Below are 16,483 nucleotides of genomic sequence, written 5' to 3'. Positions count from 1 at the left end.
GTCGCTTTCTGTTGATGCGCTTCCGCATGTCGATCCATCCCTCTTGAAGGGGATCATTGCGCCAGCGCGAACAGCTCTTTTGCTGATTGATGTGCAGGTTGACTTCGTATCGCCGGATGGCGTGATCGGAATGGCGGGCGTTGATATGTCCGGTATCAACTCTGCCATCGACAAGATGGAAACATTGCGTGCTGTAGCCAAGGTGCAAGGAGCAGCTGTAGCTTTCGTCCGAGTGGTTACGCGGGAGGAAACAGATTCCTCCGCCCTTAAGAATCTATATGCCCGGCGCGGACGTCCTGGCCAGCATGCTATCTGCCGTGCAGACGAGCCAGGTTCCGACTATTATCGACTGTTCCCGGAGGACGGAGACATCGAGATTGAGAAAGTCTTGTTTGATGGCTTCCATGGAACGGATCTGGAGGAGCAATTGCGCGCACGTGAAATCGACACAGTATTGGTCGCGGGCGTGACGACTGATTGCTGCGTAGACCAGACCGCGCGATCGGCGTTCCATCGAAATTTCAACGTGATAGTGGTGTCTGATGCATGCGCGGCTTATGAAGATGCGCTGCACGCCGGGGGGTTGTTGGCGCTCGAAAAGAACTGCGCTTTGCTGGCAGATACTAAGTCGGTTCTTTCTGCTTGGAGCGGTATTTCGGACGAGGCCTGACAAAGCAGCTGCTGAGACAACTTTGCATTCTGCTCGAAGATTAAAAAATCAGTTCGCATGCCGTCAATAATGCGCCGCCAACATGTGCGATTGTATGGTCGTGGTGGACGTCCGGCATCAGGCCGTATCTGATCGACGTCTCGCACCTTTTTGAAGGGAAGCGGGCATGTATCGAAAATGGATAATTTTTGCGGTTGTCGTTGCCGGTTTTTTTGTCTTGAATGCGAGTACATTTGCTTCTCTTGGGGTCGTTTTGTTCGTCATGGCGGATGACCTCGGTTGGTCTTACACGTCCGCTGGTTTGAGTTTCACGATTCTGGGGTTGGCCGTGGGTTTGACCAGCTTCCTGCCAGCCATCCTGTTGCAGCGGATCGGCGCGCGCCTGACTTTCTGTTTCGGTTTTTTCTGCGTCGCCTTGGGTTTTGGGCTGGCCAGCGCCAGCCAGGGGCTTGGCATGTTCTTCGCGGCAATGTGCCTTGCGGGTGCCGGATTTTCTCTGGCCGGGAACGTCACGGCCGTCTGGCTGATCGGTGAATGGTTTCCGGAGCATACTGGCCGCATGATTGGTCTCTATCTCATGCTGGGAGGAATTGGAGACATTATGGGTCCCAGCCTCAGCCACTACATGATGGAATGGACCAATTGGCGTTTCAATTGGATGCTGCTGGCTGTCATCTGCGGCGTTCTCATCCTTGTTGGTGGAGCATTCATCACAGAGCGCCGAGACGTATCCGGGGGCGAGGCGAGGACTGACAACTCGCGCGGGCCCAACGATGCAAAGGAAGTCGACGGGGCTATTCCATCCTGGAGAGTGGCTATCGGACGGCCTCTGTTTCTGATCATAGCGGCCGCCATCACGTTCAATCTCGCCTGCGTTACGACGGTGCATTCCATTGCTGTGAGCCACTTGAAGCTTCTTGGCCTGTCTCCAGCTGTCGGGGCCTTGGGGCTCAGCTTCATGGCGTTCGTATCGCTTGCGTTCAAAGGACTGGCAGGTCCGCTCTGTGAGCGGTTCTCGTCCCGCCACATGTTGGCATTGAGTATGGCGCTGCAGGCTGTCGGGGTCGTCATGTTTGCTGTCGCGACCAACCCGGCCCTTGTTCTGGTGTCATCACTAATGTTTGGCGCTGGCTGGGGTATCACCGTTGTCGCAACCATGGTTCTGCTTGTGGACTGCTTTGGGCGGGTAATTGGTGCACAATTGCTAGGCGCGGCTCACCAGATTTCGTCTATTGCTGCCTTTGGCCCGTTGGCAGCTGGAATGGCAGCTGACAAAATCGGCTCGTTCGCGCCCGTCTTCTTTGCGTTCGCGGTGGCCCTTGGTGTGCTGGCTTTGATTATACAGGTTCTTCGCGACCCTGGAATGTTGAAGCCTTCTCAGGCGTTCACTCGACCGGTTTAGAATGCGGCAAGAATAACCATTGTTCGATCATTTTGCACGGCCTGTCCAGCGAGGTGGTGGGCTGTGTTTGTGGGTGTAGAGAATAGGTGTTAAGTGCCAATTTTAAAGAGTTTTCAATTATTTTGGCGCTGGAAATCAAGTCAGACCCAAAACCCGGACATAGCGTAGGGTATCGCAAATTCTGTGATTTCTGCAGCTTGAGGGATAATGTCATGGGTCGGAACAAAAAAATCATTTTGAAGTATAGCGTCGCATGTGCGGCAATGAGTTTGGCCCTTATTCAGGGTGGAAGCGCGTTTGCGGACGATGCTGCTGGTGATGACGATTCGGTTCGCAATATGAACCAAATTACCGTTTACGGAGAAAAGCGCGAAACTACTCTCCAGGATGCGCCAATCGCATTGAGCGCGATCACGAGTGATATTCTTGACCAGGCTGGCATTACGGACCCCAGCCAATTGAATGGCTATGTGCCTGGCTTGATGATCACCAAGAGTGGTGGGTCCGAGCGCATCGTGACAATCCGGGGAGTGGGTCAGCAGACGCCAGAAAACTTTGCAACTATTCCGGGCGTCTCCTTTCACGTAGATGGTGCGTTCCTGCCGAATTCAATCGCGTTGAATATGGGCTTTTTCGACGTTGACCGCATTGAGGTTCTGAGAGGTCCGCAAGGCACTGTGTTCGGGCAAAGCTCAACGGGCGGATCAATCAACATTATCACCAAGCAGCCAACCCTTGATGAGTACAAGGGCACCTTCAAGGCAACGCTCGGCGACTACAATTACGTTCAAGGGTTTGCGTCTTACAACGTCCCCATAGGTGAAACGGCAGCTATTCGTGGCTCCATTCAGCAAACGTCCCATGATGGCTATGCGACTGCCACCAGTGTAGATGGCGGATATGAGCTCGATGATGCCGACAATGAGCACTATCGCATCGCGGGGCTTTGGGAGCCGACAGACAAGCTGTCCACGACGCTTTCCTATACGCTCTACAATGACAAGCATAATGGTGGTGCCTTGAAGAATCTCGAGGATCCAAACCCCGACATTCGAGAGCTAACACAGGACTTCCCCGCCAAGTTCAAACTGCGTTCAGAGTTGGCGACGTTGAACGTTGCTTATGAACTGCCGTTCGCGACACTCAAGTCGGTGACAAGCTATCAAGATCTGACGCACGATCAGTCATTCGATGCTGATCGGTTGGATATTGCGACATATGGTGGATATGACCATGTTGCGACTTGGGCGACAGATGCCGAGACCTTCATGGAAGAGTTGACGATCAGCTCACTGCCGGAGGCCCCAATTGACTGGATCGCGGGTGTTTTTTACTCCAACACAGATTCCGCTCAATACGTGGTCGAGTATCGTGAGTTGGGGGTCACCTCCATTCCGCCTCTACCTGTACTTCCGAAGGATACGCCTCAATCGGCAATCCCGGGTAATCTGGCTTATGAAAACATCTCCTCGGTGAACCGGGAATCCATCGCCCCATTCTTTCAGGCGACGGTGCCAATCATGACAAATCTGAACGCCACCATCGGCGCTCGCTACAATGATGATAAATATGAGGGCGAAGGCGCTTCCTATTACTCAACTCCCACTCAGAGCTCTTTCGATACCCAGACTTGGACTGGGAAAGTCGGGCTGGACTATGATCTTTCCGAAGACTCCATGCTGTATGCGAGCTGGTCGCGAGGGTACAAACCGGGCGGCCTGAACGGAGGCTCCTCTGGTGCACTGACCGTGTCAACGACCTATAATGAGGAAGTCGTCGAGGCGATTGAGTTCGGTTCGAAGAATACTTTCCTGGATGGGCGCGCGACACTGAACGCTTCCATCTTCTTCAACCAGTATGAAAACATGCAGTTCATTGAAGAGGATCCGATCCCCTATTCAGGTGGCATCGGGAATATTCCTGAAGCGGAGACTTATGGTCTGGAACTCGAAGGTAGCTATCTGGCATTTGATGACCAGCTGATGCTTGGCGGTAATATGGCTTTGCTGGACGGCGAAGTTACAGCGGACTACGAAGCGTTGGATCGTCGTTTGGCGGATATCGCTGCTGCGTCGGCCGAGGCGACCGGTACGATTTATCCTTGGACCTTCGATTGGTTCCTGGCGCGCCAATCCGCTGCGGTGCAAGTCAATGGCAACACGCCACCAAATCTGGCTGACTTGACGTATAATCTGTATGCCGCTTGGTTCCAGCCGATTGGCGATCATGGAGAGCTCACGTCTCGGATCGAGAATGTGTATGTGGGTGAATACGAAGCTCGTATCTTTAATACGGACGGAGCCGATGATGTATCTTCCTACAGCCTCTGGAATGCCTATTTCCAATACAAGCCGAATGAGGGTCCGTGGTACGTTTCTGCTTCTGTGACAAACATCGCGGATGAAGAAGGGGTGTCTGGCCGGTTTGTGGATCCATACTCCAGCGGAACGGTTAGTAATGAGTATGTGCCACCGCGCCAGCTGCTCGTTACGTTTGGCTTCGAATTCTGATCCAGACACTGTGCTAATCGAAACGAAAGGTAACTGACGTGTCAGACTTTGACGGTGACAAGGACTATAGTAGTTTTACGGCCAAACGGGTGACACCCTATCTTGGCGCAGAACTTGAGGGCATAGACCTGACGAAGCCCTTGTCACCGATTCAGGCTGATGAACTACGCGATGCGCTGGCCCGGTTTCAGGTGATATTTTTCCGGGATCAGCCCATCAGCCATGATGCCCATAAGGATCTGGGGCGGCTGTTTGGACCGTTGGCTATCCATTCGGCCGTTGCAGGGATTGACGGGCACCCGGAGATCGTCGCCATTCATGCGGATGCGGATTCCAAATATGTTGCCGGCGAAGGGTGGCATTCTGACCTGAGCGCTGATGAGGCGCCGCCGCTGGGAAGCATTCTCTACTTGCATACGATCCCGGAAACGGGCGGAGACACAATGTTCTCCAGCATGTACAAGGCCTATGATGCGCTGTCTGATCGGATGAAGGCTTATCTCGATGGGCTTGAAGCGGTACATGATGCCAATCCGGTTTATCATGCTCTGTTCAAGGACTATGATAAGAGGTACCCGGTTGCGACGCATCCGGTTATCCGCACCCACCCTGTCACCGGAAAGAAGTGTATTTTCGTCAATTCGTCTTACACGACCCGGATCGAGGGAATTCCTTCAGAGGAAAGTGACGCGCTTCTCAAGTTTCTGTTTGACCATGTCAAGAACCCGAACTTTCAGGTGCGGTTTCAGTGGCAACCACACTCGATCGCTTTCTGGGACAATCGTGCCGTTCAGCATCTGGCGGTGTGGGACTATTTTCCAGAGGTTCGGTCCGGCTACAGGGTGACAATAGCCGGCGACAAGCCATTCAGCGGCGCACTTCAAAGTCAAAAACTGGAGACAGTTGCTTCAACTGTTTGACCTCTGACTCATCGCGGTAGTGCGAATGAAATTTGAAGACCGGTCAAAACCACCGTGAAACTGCTCAATGCGACTCAGTCCACACCATGCAGCCCAGACCCAGCAGGGGCCAACAGGTTCCTATGCTGGGTCTGTCTGATGTGGATTGACGTGAGCGAGTCGCACCAACTACGCGCCGACCACTTCTGGAAGAGCCTTGCAGAACCGCTCTACATCTTCGATCTTTCCCATCGAAACTCGCGTCCATTCATTATAGTCCATGTATTGTCCGCGAACGGATATGAGCTTTGCCGCCATCGCCTTCTGAACATCATTCGCTTCTTTACCAGACTTGAAGTAAACGAAATTGGTCTGGGACGGTAGCCGCTCAAGACCGAGCGTATCGATGGTCATGTTCACCATCTCACGAGCTTCAACAATTTTCTGTTTCGAATAGGCTATGAACGCCTCATCCTGGTAGGCGCCTATAGCGGCAGCATAAGAAGTGCAGGGAGACCATGACATCACGACACCTCTGATTTTCTCCGCCGTTTCAGCGGATGAAATTGAATATCCCATGCGCAATCCAGCCATACCAAAAATCTTCGAGAAGGTGCGTGTCACAATGACATCGTGGCCTTCATCGATCAGCCCGATACAGGTATTGCCTTCAGGATCATTGGCGAGCTCCATATAGGCTTCATCGACCAGAACGGTGGTTTTTGCAGCCATGCGCTTCACGGCCGATTTCAGCGTTGCCGCGTCTGATACCATACCCGTAGGATTGTTTGGATTACACAGCTGTACGATGCCTGTGTCTGATGTCACTTTTGTCTCGATCGCCGCGAGGTCTACGCTCATATCAGCTGCAAGTGGTACCCGATCGATACTGCCAACGCCCTGGTTGACTGCGTACAAAGCGGTCGTGTCCCAGAAAAGGCGGGGGGCGACAATTGGGCCCGTCTTGCCGTAGATCATCGCGATAGCGCTGAGCACCTCGCCCGACCCGGTGGTCAGAACGACTTGTTCAGGCGCAACACCATGCTTGTCCGCGATGAGCTGTGCAAGCATCTGAATGGCCTCAGGTGATGTGTAGTACGCGCCCTTGTTGGCAGCGTACTCTACCATTTTCAATGCAGCTTTGGAGGGGCCGTATGGATTCTCGTTGCGGGAGAGCAGGGCCACGCCTTCCTTAGGCCCCAGCAGATATGGATCCGGCGTTGCAGTTACGGGAAAGGCGCCTTGTGTTTCGGCTGCTGTGGTTGCGCAACCGGCAAGGCTCGCCGTGGCGAGGCCACCCGCCATCAAGAACCGTCTTGATACGTCAAATGCCATTTTCATTTCCTTCCTGATTCATTTTTTACTCAACGCGTTTGATCCTTTGTCACCCGAAATCAGGTGAACGAATTCCATAGAACGATCGCGGAGGTTGCGACCAAGTATACTCCGAACACCCGCTTCAAGGCAGGCCCGTTCAGTGCGTGGGCAGCCCGCGCACCGAGCGGCGCGGTAATGAACGACATTGCCGTGATGGCAACGACAGCGAGAACGTTCACATATCCAAAAGACCCAATGGGCAGCTGGCTGGCGCCCAACCCCAGAAGCGCAAATCCGATTGCGCCGGGCACTGCGATGATTACGCCAAACCCGGAGGCTGTCCCAACAGCCTGGTGTATGGGGCGGCCACACATGGTCATGGTAAGGATGGCAATCGTTCCGCCACCTATGCCCAACAGAGCCGAAAATCCCCCGAGAAAGGAAGCAAGACCGGCCAGAGCGACCCCTTTGGGCATTTCGTTAGACAGTTTTACATCTTTCAGAACGGGCATGATGAAGTGCAAGCCCATCAGGAAAACACCAATCGAGAAAACCCACTTCAAGGATCTGCCATCCATGAACTGGGCCAGTATGATGCCCCCTACGACGCCCACGAGTAGCCAGGGTGCCCAGTCCCTTATTATCTGAAGGTCGACGGCACCCCGTTTGTTGTGGGCGTGAACGGATCGGGATGAGGTTACGATGATGGTTGCCAGAGAAGTGCCAATGGCCACATGTGTCAGCACTTCACCATCTACGCCGAAAAAACTGAATACCAGAAGCAAAGCAGGTACCACGACGAATCCGCCGCCAATCCCAAACAATCCTGCGACAAAGCCGGCGATCAAGCCAGCGACCATCAAAACGCTGATTAGCTGTGTCAATTGCATTGGATCGTATTCAAGTCCCAGCATTAAAGGTCCAATTCTGAAAAGAATGAGTTCTGATGAAGAAGAAGGTGTGGGGGGCGTCCGGGAACGCCCCCCAATTCCAAATCAACTTGCACGGTGGCTCGGTTGGTGAACATCAGAACGTCGCTGATGCCTTGACGTAGTAGTAGCCACCTTGCCAGTCGACGACGGAGTCAGATCGATAGATCCGTCCACAGCAGGTTTCGCCAATTGCCGCATCGCCCGCATCTGGATAGTTGTCGAATGCGTTTCTGACACCAGCGGAGAGGGTGAGAGCATCGTCGATTTCATAGGATGCTTCGAAATCAAACAGGATTTCTCCGTCCCATTCCTGGATATCGGCGAGGGTGGATGAGGCCGCATTTTCATATCCACCATAATAGTTGGCGCGACCAAGGAGGCTGATCGGACCAGCCTGATGGAGTACGGTGAACACGCCCCGCCAGTTGGGTGTGCCATTCAGGAAGTCGAATTGGCTTTCGTCATTGAAGAGTGCGTCCACATCGCTGTCGAATTCAGTCTTGTTATAGTTGACCGATCCAGTGAAGCTTGTGTTTTGGCCATTCGCCCATGGCATGGTGTATGTTGCCACGATGTCGACGCCAGATGTGGTCGTGTCGAAAGCATTGGTGAAATAGAACACACCGCCAATCGACTCAGCACCGGTGACACCGGCAGCGACGAGCGCGAGATAGTTGTCATACGCTGTCCCTGAAGCCGGATCGCTTGAAACGTCCTGAGTGGAGATTGCATTGACTCGATCCGCCAGATCGATCTGGTAGAAGTCGACTGTCAAACTCATGTTCTCGAAGTTCGAGGTCATGCCGAGTGTGTAGTTTGTGGATGTCTCAGGTTCGAGAGGTGTCGCTCCCAGTGCCTGCGCCACTGGTCCACTGGCCGGGAAGAGACCAGTCGCTACCGGGAAGCCATTTGGCAGTCGGGTAGAGACGTTTGTGGTACCCTGCTGTCCCGGCGTCGGCGCGCGGAAACCGGTGCCGATCGAACTGCGAAGCGCCAGAATATCATTGATCTCGTAACGACCGGCAATTTTCCAGACGGTTTCAGCATCAAAGTCTGAGTAGCTTTCGTAACGCAGAGCGCCTTGCAAGAAGAGTTTCTCGGTGACATCCGCACTCAGATCCGCATAGATCGAATGGGAGTCCCGCGTATAGTCTTCTGAAAAGGCCGGTGAATAGCCAGGAAAGCCATTCGATCCTACACCGACGACCTGGTAGACTGGGTCATCCGGATCCGAGCAGTCGAGCGTGGAGCCTGCGGCCATGACCGCCACACCGGCCGCAGTCGGAGCCATGGAATCGCAGAAGCCAAACGGGTCTGCGCCAGCAAACGGACCATCTTCATAAGACGCCTTGTCACCCTCGACCAGTTCATAGGACTCGTCCAGATAACTAAGGCCCATTGCGAACAGGAGCGGGCTCGCAAGCCCGACTTCGAATTCCTTCGAGAAGTCAGCCTGAATTTGTGCCTCTTCGTTGATCAGGTCTCCAGGACGGAACACGGTTGGCGTGTCGGGGCCCATGGACGGGTTGATCGTATTTGCCAGCGTATACTCGATTTCGTTATGTCCGTAACGCGCGCTCAGATCGTAGTCGAACCCTGCAAAGAGGCCTCGCAAGCCACCCACAAATGAATAGTCGGTGACATCACCGAAGAAGCGCGGGGTGAAACCACCCGGGAAAATCTCCAGCGGCGAATAAATCGATCCATCTTCGAGTCGCAAGTCTTCAATCGTGCCGTTGCCGGGATAGCGATAGAAGAAGCTGCCATCGGATTTACTGCTGGAATAGTTGCCGAAGGAGTAAAGTTCGGCATTGTCGTTGATCGTGTACGCGGAGTTGTAGAATAGGCGAAAGGCTTCGCTGGTGGGCTGGCCCCAGGGTTGAACGACGCCGAAGTCACCCAGCGATGCAGACGGGACACCTTCGATGAACTCGGGCGTCAGGCTGGCTGCGTAACCAGCTGTGGGGTCGAAGTCCGGATTGCTCGGGTCGAGACAGAACCAGGACTCACAATATTGTTCGCTTCGACTGGTCGCGTCCGCCTTGCTGACTTCGCCGGAAACGCTCAGGAAGCCCTTTCCGCCCAGATCGAAGCCGTAATTGCCCGATACCGTGTATTGGAAGCCGTCACCTTCATAATACTGACCGATGTCGACGCTGACCGAACCGCCTTCAGAATTATCCTTGAGCAGGAAGTTAATGACGCCAGCAATAGCATCCGACCCGTATTGCGCCGCGGCACCATCCCGGAGGACTTCGATGCTTTTGAGGGCAGAAGCCGGAATGGTGGCCACGTCCGGGCCTTGAGTTCCGGATCCGCCAATTGTCACGAGTGCGGCGCGGTGGCGCCGTTTCGAGTTTACCAGTACAAGCGTCTTGTCGGTCGGCAGGCCTCGCATCTCAGCAGGGCGAACAAATGAGCTACCATCAGAAATTGGCTGGCGAGAAAGAGAATAGGATGGAATGAGTGTTTTCAGAACATCATTCGTGTCCGTGAATGGAACCGCATTGAGTTCATCTTCACCAAGAACATCAATTGGCACTGGCGAATCTTGGATGGAGCGAGGTTTCCCGCGAGACCCCGTTACCGTGACCGCTTCCTGAACCGAGACGTCATCTGTCTCTCCCTCTTGGGCTTGCGCGGCTGTGATCATGGAAAGACTGACTGTGGCGAAGGCACACGACAGTAGTTGTGTTCGTAGTTTGGATGCTCTCATAGTGTATTGACCCCTCTATTCGCCGCACGACGAATACAATTTGACCGCCTAAGGACGGACTGGAAATCGAATGCCAGGGCACAGCAAAGGCACTGGTGATCGAGTCGGTTTCGAGAGGCCCGCCTTTGGGCCAGGACAGCTATCTGCTGCAGAAGACACCCCCTTGTGCCTTCAGAACTGAAGCCCGTCTTTGGGCTTGGAAAAATCTTTTCAGGTCAAAAAAAAGCTGGGTAGCGGAACGTATTCTGTGATGATGAATGAATACAATTTGCCAGATTTTCACGCACCCTCGCTCAGCTTAGGTGAAACTTCGAGCAGTGAGGTCGGTTCAAGCCAGCCAGGCTGACATCGTCACATCAAGGCAACAAGTCCGATAGTGAGATCACAGCATCGCAGACGCTTTTCAGAGATTTTCCTTGGCGCATGGCCGTGGATCGGAGTGACTGATAGGCTTCCTGCTCGCTCATGCCGCGGGTTTGCATCAGAAGGCCTTTTGCGCGTTCCACAGTCTTTCGCGCAGCGAGGTTGTCTTTGGATTTCTGCAATTCACCCTGTAGCGTCGACACGAGTTTGTGGCGTTCCACGGCGATTGTGATCAAGGGACCTATTCGCGAAGCATTAAGTCCATCTACCACGAATGACGTCACCCCACCCCGAATGGCCTGCGGTGCAAGGTTTTCTTCGTCACGCTTCACGAACCAGAGGATAGGAAGCTGAGTTGATGCAGCCAGGCGCTCGCTGATCGATATCTGCTCGGTGCCTGCTGACTCTGACGAAAGAATTAGCAGGTCGGCTCTGATTCCTTCAAGCTCGGTGGCTATGCTTACGAAAGAGAATTCATCAAGCAATCTTATCGTGAAGCTTTCTGGTAAACCCTCCAGTATATTTGCGACGTCGTCCTGTGCGTTGGCGACGACAAGCACAGACAGTGCTGATAGATCGGCTCGGTCCGGCATGTTCAATACAGTCTCCCTCCTAATCTCACATGATAGAAAGGGACTGTTTTTCCAAATCTCTTAGTTTGAATAGCAATCAAAGCTGCATTTTCCGCGCCTTTGAGCAAGAAAAGGACAAGTCTGCCTGTTGTTTGATGTCCTCAGGAAGTCGTTTTGATACAGTGTATCTAAGAAGCATGACCGCACAGGCCCGCGGTGTGATGCGGAAAGTGTCAACTGACTTGCCCTCAAACTCCAGCGCGTGGTCAGCCAAATCGCAGAGAATGCTGCGCTGTCCCGCGCTTGCGCCGAAGAGTTCGGTTCCCTTTTGAGAAGCTGGCTCAGACAAGCCTTTTTCGGAAGCGGGCGGAGATGAGGTCGAGCGCCATTACGGTCAAAAAGATTACCAGCAACATGGTGCCGACGCGATCATACTGGAACATGTCGAACCGGCCTTTCAATTCCTGTCCGATGCCCCCTGCGCCTACAAGGCCGATCACCGTGGCCATGCGTATGTTTCGATCGAGAATGTAGAGGGAGAGGCCAGTATAGCTCGGCAGAACTTGGGGGAGGACGGCGATCCTGAGGATGGCGAAATCGCTGGCCCCGGTGGCCTTGAGCGCCTGTTGAGGGCTTTTGTTCGCCGCTTCAATATCTTCGGCGTAGAATTTTCCCAGAAAGCCTATGCTGTGAAATGACAGGGCCAATATACCTGCAATCGGACCGAACCCAAAAGCAAGCACGAGGAACAGTGCGCTGATCAGTTCGGGAATTGAGCGAAGCAGGGACACGAGTGATCGTGCCACGCCGTAGATGAGGGGATGGGGCGAGTAATTACTGGCGCATAGCCACGCCAGCGGTAGGCTTACCAGTATGGCAATCAGGCTGGCCCAGATTGCAATTTCGATTGTTTCAACCATCTTGCCGAGCACGAAGAGAAGGTATCCAATTGGCTCGACGAGAAACTGCCGCTCGGACACTTTTGTGGTCATTTGCAATGTATCCGGATCAAGCTCGGTTGTTTGGACTTCCACCGTCTCCATGTGCGCCAGGAAGGGCAATCTGGATTCATCCAGTCCGTCCATCAGGTCAATGGGGCGACGGTCGGAGATGGCTATAGGGAACATGTCGCGGGTCACACTCCCCATTCCCCGGCCGATTTGCGAACTTTCGCGCAGACCGACCGCCTCAAGCGCAAAGTCTCCAATCTGGCTGGCCATGCGATCCAATTGCATACGCTCTGCGGAGATACTCGAGGCAATGATTATGAGGAGCAATACAAGTAGTGATTTCCACCCGAAAGGCTGTTTTAGATGCCAAATGTGAGGTAGCGAGTCGTGCTCAGCATCCGTCATCTCACGCGACCTCCCTTCGCAGGGTGGGTGAAGTATCGTCGATTTCAAAGATAGCCTGAACTGCGTCGCTAGTAAGAGCAGCTGGTGGTCCATCGAAAACGATAGAGCCATTGTTGAGACCGATGATCCGGTCCGCATATTCGCGAGCAAGATCGATTTGATGCAGCGAGCAGAGAACAGCTGCATCACGTTCCTGAGCCGCGCTCTTCAGTAGGTCCATTACATCCACAGACGATCTGGGATCAAGGCTGGCGACGGGTTCATCGGCGAGAATGAGACTCGGATCGCACATCAATGCGCGCGCGATGCCCACGCGTTGTTTCTGGCCGCCAGACAGTTGGCCAGTACGCCGATTGGCATGATCTTCCAACAAGCCGACACGCGAAAGCAGGGCGCACGCTTTTTCTTGAATCAAGTGGGGATACAATTGAAGCGCGACGCGCCACCAGGAAAGCGCCGCAATGCTGCCTGACATCACATTTTGCGCTGTCGTCAGTCTGTCGGTCAGGCCAAAATCCTGATGCACCATTCCGACGTGACGTCGTTGCTTTTTCGTAAGGCGCACCCCGTGAAGCCGAATGTCTCCGGAGTCTACAGGCGCCAGCCCAACAATACACCTCAGCAAGGTAGACTTTCCTGACCCCGATGACCCAAGCAGAACGCAAAAGCAACCGGGTCTGAGGTCCAGCGAAAAATCAGTGAGGACTCTCGGACCGTCCTTGTACGACTTGAACACGTTGGAGAGTTTCAGCGCCGGGAGTGTGGACGCAGAAGTGGGTTGGTCTGTCATATTGGAAATTGTGCCGTGGTGAAAAGATATCAGCCGCGTTGAGCTGCGTCAGCCTTGCGCAGGATCGCGGCCATATAGTCGTCATCCAGAAAAGATGTCGCGGAGATCACGCTATCAAACAGGGTTTCGTCAACTTCGGTATTGTAGCGATCCACAAGCTTGCCGCCATATCCCCGAATGGCGGCCGGACCAATGCCTTCAGCCTCATGTACATTTGCCATGGCGCGCTTGAGCTTTGCTTTGATGTCTGCTGGCAATGCGGTGTTCATCGCTATGGGTGGATTCGGGATTGGTTTCGATTTGGTGAGCACCCGGAATGCGCGTGGATCCAGGCTACCTTGGTTCACCGCACGTTCGAACGACACGAAAGACGCGCCTGCAGCATCTACCAACCCGTTCTTCAATGCCAACAGGCTGTTGGTGTGGCTTCCCGTGATCCGCAAGGCTGATAGATCCTTTAGCGGATCGAGCCCGTCGTCTCTCAACATGACAAGCGGATACGCAAAGCTGCTGGCGGAGTGACTTGATCCCAGTGCGAGCGACCCGCCGGAAAGATCGAATACAGAATTTACGTCGGAATCTGCCGCGACAAACAGACCAGCATAATAAGTGGATGAACCATTGCGTTCTTCGACAGCCAACAATTGCGCGCATCCGCGGTCTCGCGCCTCTATATAGGAGGCCGGGCCATACCAGACGACGTCTGTCAGGCCAGCGCACATGGCTTCTATCACGGCGGCATAGCTTTGCCCGGTACTGACGGTAAAATGCAAGTCACTGGATCGCGTAATGGCATCAAACAATGGCTGAAAATCGGCTTTCGTACCGTCTTCCGTACCACCATCTGCGGGGATAAGCATGACGCGAAGAGGCTTTTGCGGGCTGCCGGCTTCCTGAGCGTGCGTTGTAAACGCGAGCATGGCGGTTAGCAGGAGAAGCGTTATGGTCGACAGAATGCGCATGTCCGAGTTCCCAAATTCACCTCGCTGCGTATGAGCTTGGTGCGCCGCAGCATCGATAGTGAGAGACGTAGCATCGGCTTGTGACATTGGTGTTACGCAATTCATATATCCTTGATAATAATTGAGTAGAATTCAATTATAAGAGTGTGAAATCCAGAGGGGCGTGTATGTCTGAGAGCAAATCGAAGCGGAAAGTGGCGCCGAAGCGACGGTCTGATGTGGCGATAGTCGACAATGTCATGACGCGCATTCGAGTGCGGCATCCCTCGCTTGGGCCGAGTACGCGTTCGATTGCCGACTTCGTTCTCGCCAATCCCCGACAAGTGGTTGGGATGTCGGTTACCGAACTGGCTGAAGCGACCGGTGCCAGTGATGGAAGTGTTATCAATTTCTGCCGCCAATTGGATCTTTCCGGTTTTCAGCAACTGAAGCTCAGCCTCGCCCAAGAAGTGGTGCAACCGGTTCAGTTCATTCATGAAGATCTGCAACCGACAGATGACACGCCGACTGTGTGTCGGAAGACCTTCCATGCTGGGGTTCAGGCGCTGAAGGACACGCTCTCGATTTTGGACGCCGACGCCGTATCCGCAGCGGTGGATATTATTCGGGCAGCCAAGCGAGTTGAAATTTACGGAATAGGTTCGTCCGCGCCCATTGCGGAAGATGCGCAGTATCGCATGCTGCGAATAGGTCTTGATGCGCGGGTGGTGGTGGACAGTCATGTCCAGGCCATCAGCGCGTCGCAAACGGGCCCTGATGTGGCGGTGCTGACCATTTCGCACTCTGGTGCAACGCATGAGACACTGGCCGCAACCAGATTGGCCAAGGATGCGGGCGCGAAGACGATCATCGTGACCAATTTTTCGAGTTCGCCGCTGCAGGCCTACGCGGATGTGAAACTTTTCACCATGGCTCGGGAAACCAAGTTCCGGACCGAGGCCATGACCAGCCGGATCGCCCAGCTATGCGTATTGGATGCGCTGATTGCAGCACTCGCGCTGGCCAATTATGACCGGGCAACCGAAACGCTTCGCAAGACCTTCGATGTGCTGTCGCTAAAGCGCTTCTAGCCTATTGCGCTTCTAGCAGTATCTCAAACACATCCGGTGATTTGGCGGAGGTCAGGACCGCCTTGATTCCCAACGCGTTTGCGCCAGCGAGATCCGTTGCAGGGTTGTCACCCAGCATGACAACCTGATCCGGTGACAGGTCAAGCGCCTGGCATCCCATCTGGAACAGATGTGGGGAGGGTTTTCCCACGACGTCTATTTTTGTTTCATCCAGTTTCACGCATGCTCTGATGGCCGCAAGCAGGGCGCCCGTTTCGGGCTTTATTCCCCCGTCTTTCCCGGGGTGGGTTTGGTCGGGATTGGCGACGATGAGGTGGCCCCCATTGCTCAAGGAGTTTACCGCGCGTTCCAGGCGGCGATAGGTGAAGCGTACATCGCGGAGCAGTACGACCACGTCTGCAGCCTCCTGAGTCAGGTCTATCCCCATTTTCTTGGCGGTTCCGCGCATGTGCGGATCACCAAGCACCATAACCTTTGCGCCAGCAAAACCTGTTGCGCGTTTGAGCGCCTCCATCCCCGCCAGGATGACTTGGTTGCGTTCCAATTGAATTTCGTTACAGGCCAGTATGTGCAAGAAGTCGTCCGGCGTGCATGTGGAGTTGTTCGAGACAATCGCGGTGCGTGTTTGATTGGCGCGCAGGAAGTCTGCGGCCTCGGGCACCAACGTATTGCCGAGTGCGCAGCAGCCATCCCAGTCTACGAGAAACCCTTTGGCCGACCGGCCCATGTTGGCTATTTCTTCAGATCGCGGCGTAGCGAACGCGTAGGGCATATTCCACTCCGATGAAGGACAATTTGTTATTGAGAAATGCTCAATTACAAATCTTCACTGAAGTAAATATCATTCACGCAATGTTTTTCGAATCTTCATCTAAGTGTCGCGTTCCGCCTCTAGAGCAGCCTCGTGGCAAGCGGCGTCAATCGC

General features: G+C 54.0%; 13 protein-coding genes. 5 read left to right on the top strand and 8 right to left on the bottom strand.

Annotated elements, in window-relative coordinates; all coding sequences use genetic code 11:
• The first annotated feature begins 79 nt into the window (after nt 1-79).
• The 4 genes from B2344_RS00655 to B2344_RS00640 all read left to right on the top strand — a co-directional run bounded on the left by B2344_RS00655 (nt 80) and on the right by B2344_RS00640 (nt 5,502).
• Nucleotides 80-670, top strand: a complete 591-nt coding sequence (locus B2344_RS00655; RefSeq protein ID WP_290484444.1) for a cysteine hydrolase family protein — start codon at nt 80-82, stop codon at nt 668-670.
• Between the two features lie 166 nt (nt 671-836).
• Nucleotides 837-2,072 (top strand): CynX/NimT family MFS transporter, encoded by a 1,236-nt coding sequence (locus B2344_RS00650; protein ID WP_256434929.1) that lies wholly within the window; start codon nt 837-839, stop codon nt 2,070-2,072.
• Between the two features lie 263 nt (nt 2,073-2,335).
• Complete coding sequence (locus B2344_RS00645; protein WP_290484443.1) at nt 2,336-4,582, top strand: TonB-dependent receptor; 2,247 nt, start codon at nt 2,336-2,338, stop codon at nt 4,580-4,582.
• Between the two features lie 38 nt (nt 4,583-4,620).
• Nucleotides 4,621-5,502, top strand: coding sequence for a TauD/TfdA dioxygenase family protein (locus B2344_RS00640; protein WP_290484442.1), 882 nt, complete (start codon nt 4,621-4,623; stop codon nt 5,500-5,502).
• Nucleotides 5,503-5,670: 168 nt separating this feature from the next.
• Here the strand turns inward: B2344_RS00640 and B2344_RS00635 are convergent, their stop codons facing one another.
• From B2344_RS00635 to B2344_RS00605, 7 genes are all read right to left on the bottom strand, one after another.
• Nucleotides 5,671-6,816 (bottom strand): pyridoxal phosphate-dependent aminotransferase, encoded by a 1,146-nt coding sequence (locus B2344_RS00635; RefSeq protein WP_290484441.1) that lies wholly within the window; start codon nt 6,814-6,816, stop codon nt 5,671-5,673.
• Nucleotides 6,817-6,875: 59 nt separating this feature from the next.
• The gene (locus B2344_RS00630) at nt 6,876-7,688 is read right to left on the bottom strand and encodes a sulfite exporter TauE/SafE family protein (RefSeq protein ID WP_242517345.1); all 813 of its coding nucleotides are present in this window, start codon (nt 7,686-7,688) and stop codon (nt 6,876-6,878) included.
• A 136-nt stretch (nt 7,689-7,824) separates the two neighbouring features.
• A complete protein-coding gene (locus B2344_RS00625; RefSeq protein WP_206990934.1) occupies nt 7,825-10,446 on the bottom strand; it encodes a TonB-dependent receptor plug domain-containing protein in 2,622 nt (873 codons plus the stop codon).
• Between the two features lie 356 nt (nt 10,447-10,802).
• On the bottom strand, nt 10,803-11,402 hold the full coding sequence (locus B2344_RS00620; protein WP_206990933.1) for an ANTAR domain-containing response regulator: 600 nt from the start codon (nt 11,400-11,402) through the stop codon (nt 10,803-10,805).
• 320 nt (nt 11,403-11,722) lie between these two features.
• Nucleotides 11,723-12,616, bottom strand: a complete 894-nt coding sequence (gene phnE, locus B2344_RS00615; RefSeq protein WP_290484440.1) for a phosphonate ABC transporter, permease protein PhnE — start codon at nt 12,614-12,616, stop codon at nt 11,723-11,725.
• A 121-nt stretch (nt 12,617-12,737) separates the two neighbouring features.
• Entirely contained in the window at nt 12,738-13,526 is a 789-nt protein-coding gene (locus B2344_RS00610) for a phosphonate ABC transporter ATP-binding protein (RefSeq protein WP_290484439.1), read from the bottom strand.
• A gap of 29 nt (nt 13,527-13,555) precedes the next feature.
• Nucleotides 13,556-14,488 carry a phosphate/phosphite/phosphonate ABC transporter substrate-binding protein gene (locus B2344_RS00605; RefSeq protein ID WP_290484438.1) on the bottom strand — a complete coding sequence of 311 codons (933 nt, stop codon included), beginning with the start codon at nt 14,486-14,488 and terminating at the stop codon, nt 13,556-13,558.
• A gap of 167 nt (nt 14,489-14,655) precedes the next feature.
• On the opposite strand from B2344_RS00605, the gene B2344_RS00600 reads away from it, so the two are divergent.
• Nucleotides 14,656-15,558, top strand: coding sequence for a MurR/RpiR family transcriptional regulator (locus B2344_RS00600; RefSeq protein WP_290481632.1), 903 nt, complete (start codon nt 14,656-14,658; stop codon nt 15,556-15,558).
• Nucleotide 15,559: 1 nt separating this feature from the next.
• On the opposite strand, the gene B2344_RS00595 is transcribed toward B2344_RS00600, so the two are convergent.
• A complete protein-coding gene (locus B2344_RS00595; RefSeq protein WP_290484437.1) occupies nt 15,560-16,330 on the bottom strand; it encodes an HAD-IIA family hydrolase in 771 nt (256 codons plus the stop codon).
• Nucleotides 16,331-16,483 lie beyond the last annotated feature (153 nt).

It is taken from the genome of Hyphomonas sp. UBA3195 (genome assembly GCF_002366485.1).
In the GTDB taxonomy this organism is placed as follows: domain Bacteria; phylum Pseudomonadota; class Alphaproteobacteria; order Caulobacterales; family Hyphomonadaceae; genus Hyphomonas.
Note: the sequence above shows the minus strand (reverse complement) of the source record. Positions and strands in the feature narration are given on the sequence as shown.

Coding starts and splice junctions, on each gene's coding strand:
- B2344_RS00605 (WP_290484438.1), bottom strand. CDS start 14,488: ATGCGCATTCTGTCGACCATAACGCTTCTCCTGCTAACCGCCATGCTC.
- phnE (WP_290484440.1), bottom strand. CDS start 12,616: ATGCAATTGGATCGCATGGCCAGCCAGATTGGAGACTTTGCGCTTGAG.
- B2344_RS00645 (WP_290484443.1), top strand. CDS start 2,336: ATGAGTTTGGCCCTTATTCAGGGTGGAAGCGCGTTTGCGGACGATGCT.
- B2344_RS00630 (WP_242517345.1), bottom strand. CDS start 7,688: ATGCAATTGACACAGCTAATCAGCGTTTTGATGGTCGCTGGCTTGATC.
- B2344_RS00635 (WP_290484441.1), bottom strand. CDS start 6,816: ATGGCATTTGACGTATCAAGACGGTTCTTGATGGCGGGTGGCCTCGCC.
- B2344_RS00625 (WP_206990934.1), bottom strand. CDS start 10,446: ATGAGAGCATCCAAACTACGAACACAACTACTGTCGTGTGCCTTCGCC.
- B2344_RS00595 (WP_290484437.1), bottom strand. CDS start 16,330: ATGCCCTACGCGTTCGCTACGCCGCGATCTGAAGAAATAGCCAACATG.
- B2344_RS00620 (WP_206990933.1), bottom strand. CDS start 11,402: ATGCCGGACCGAGCCGATCTATCAGCACTGTCTGTGCTTGTCGTCGCC.
- B2344_RS00610 (WP_290484439.1), bottom strand. CDS start 13,526: ATGACAGACCAACCCACTTCTGCGTCCACACTCCCGGCGCTGAAACTC.
- B2344_RS00600 (WP_290481632.1), top strand. CDS start 14,656: ATGTCTGAGAGCAAATCGAAGCGGAAAGTGGCGCCGAAGCGACGGTCT.
- B2344_RS00650 (WP_256434929.1), top strand. CDS start 837: ATGTATCGAAAATGGATAATTTTTGCGGTTGTCGTTGCCGGTTTTTTT.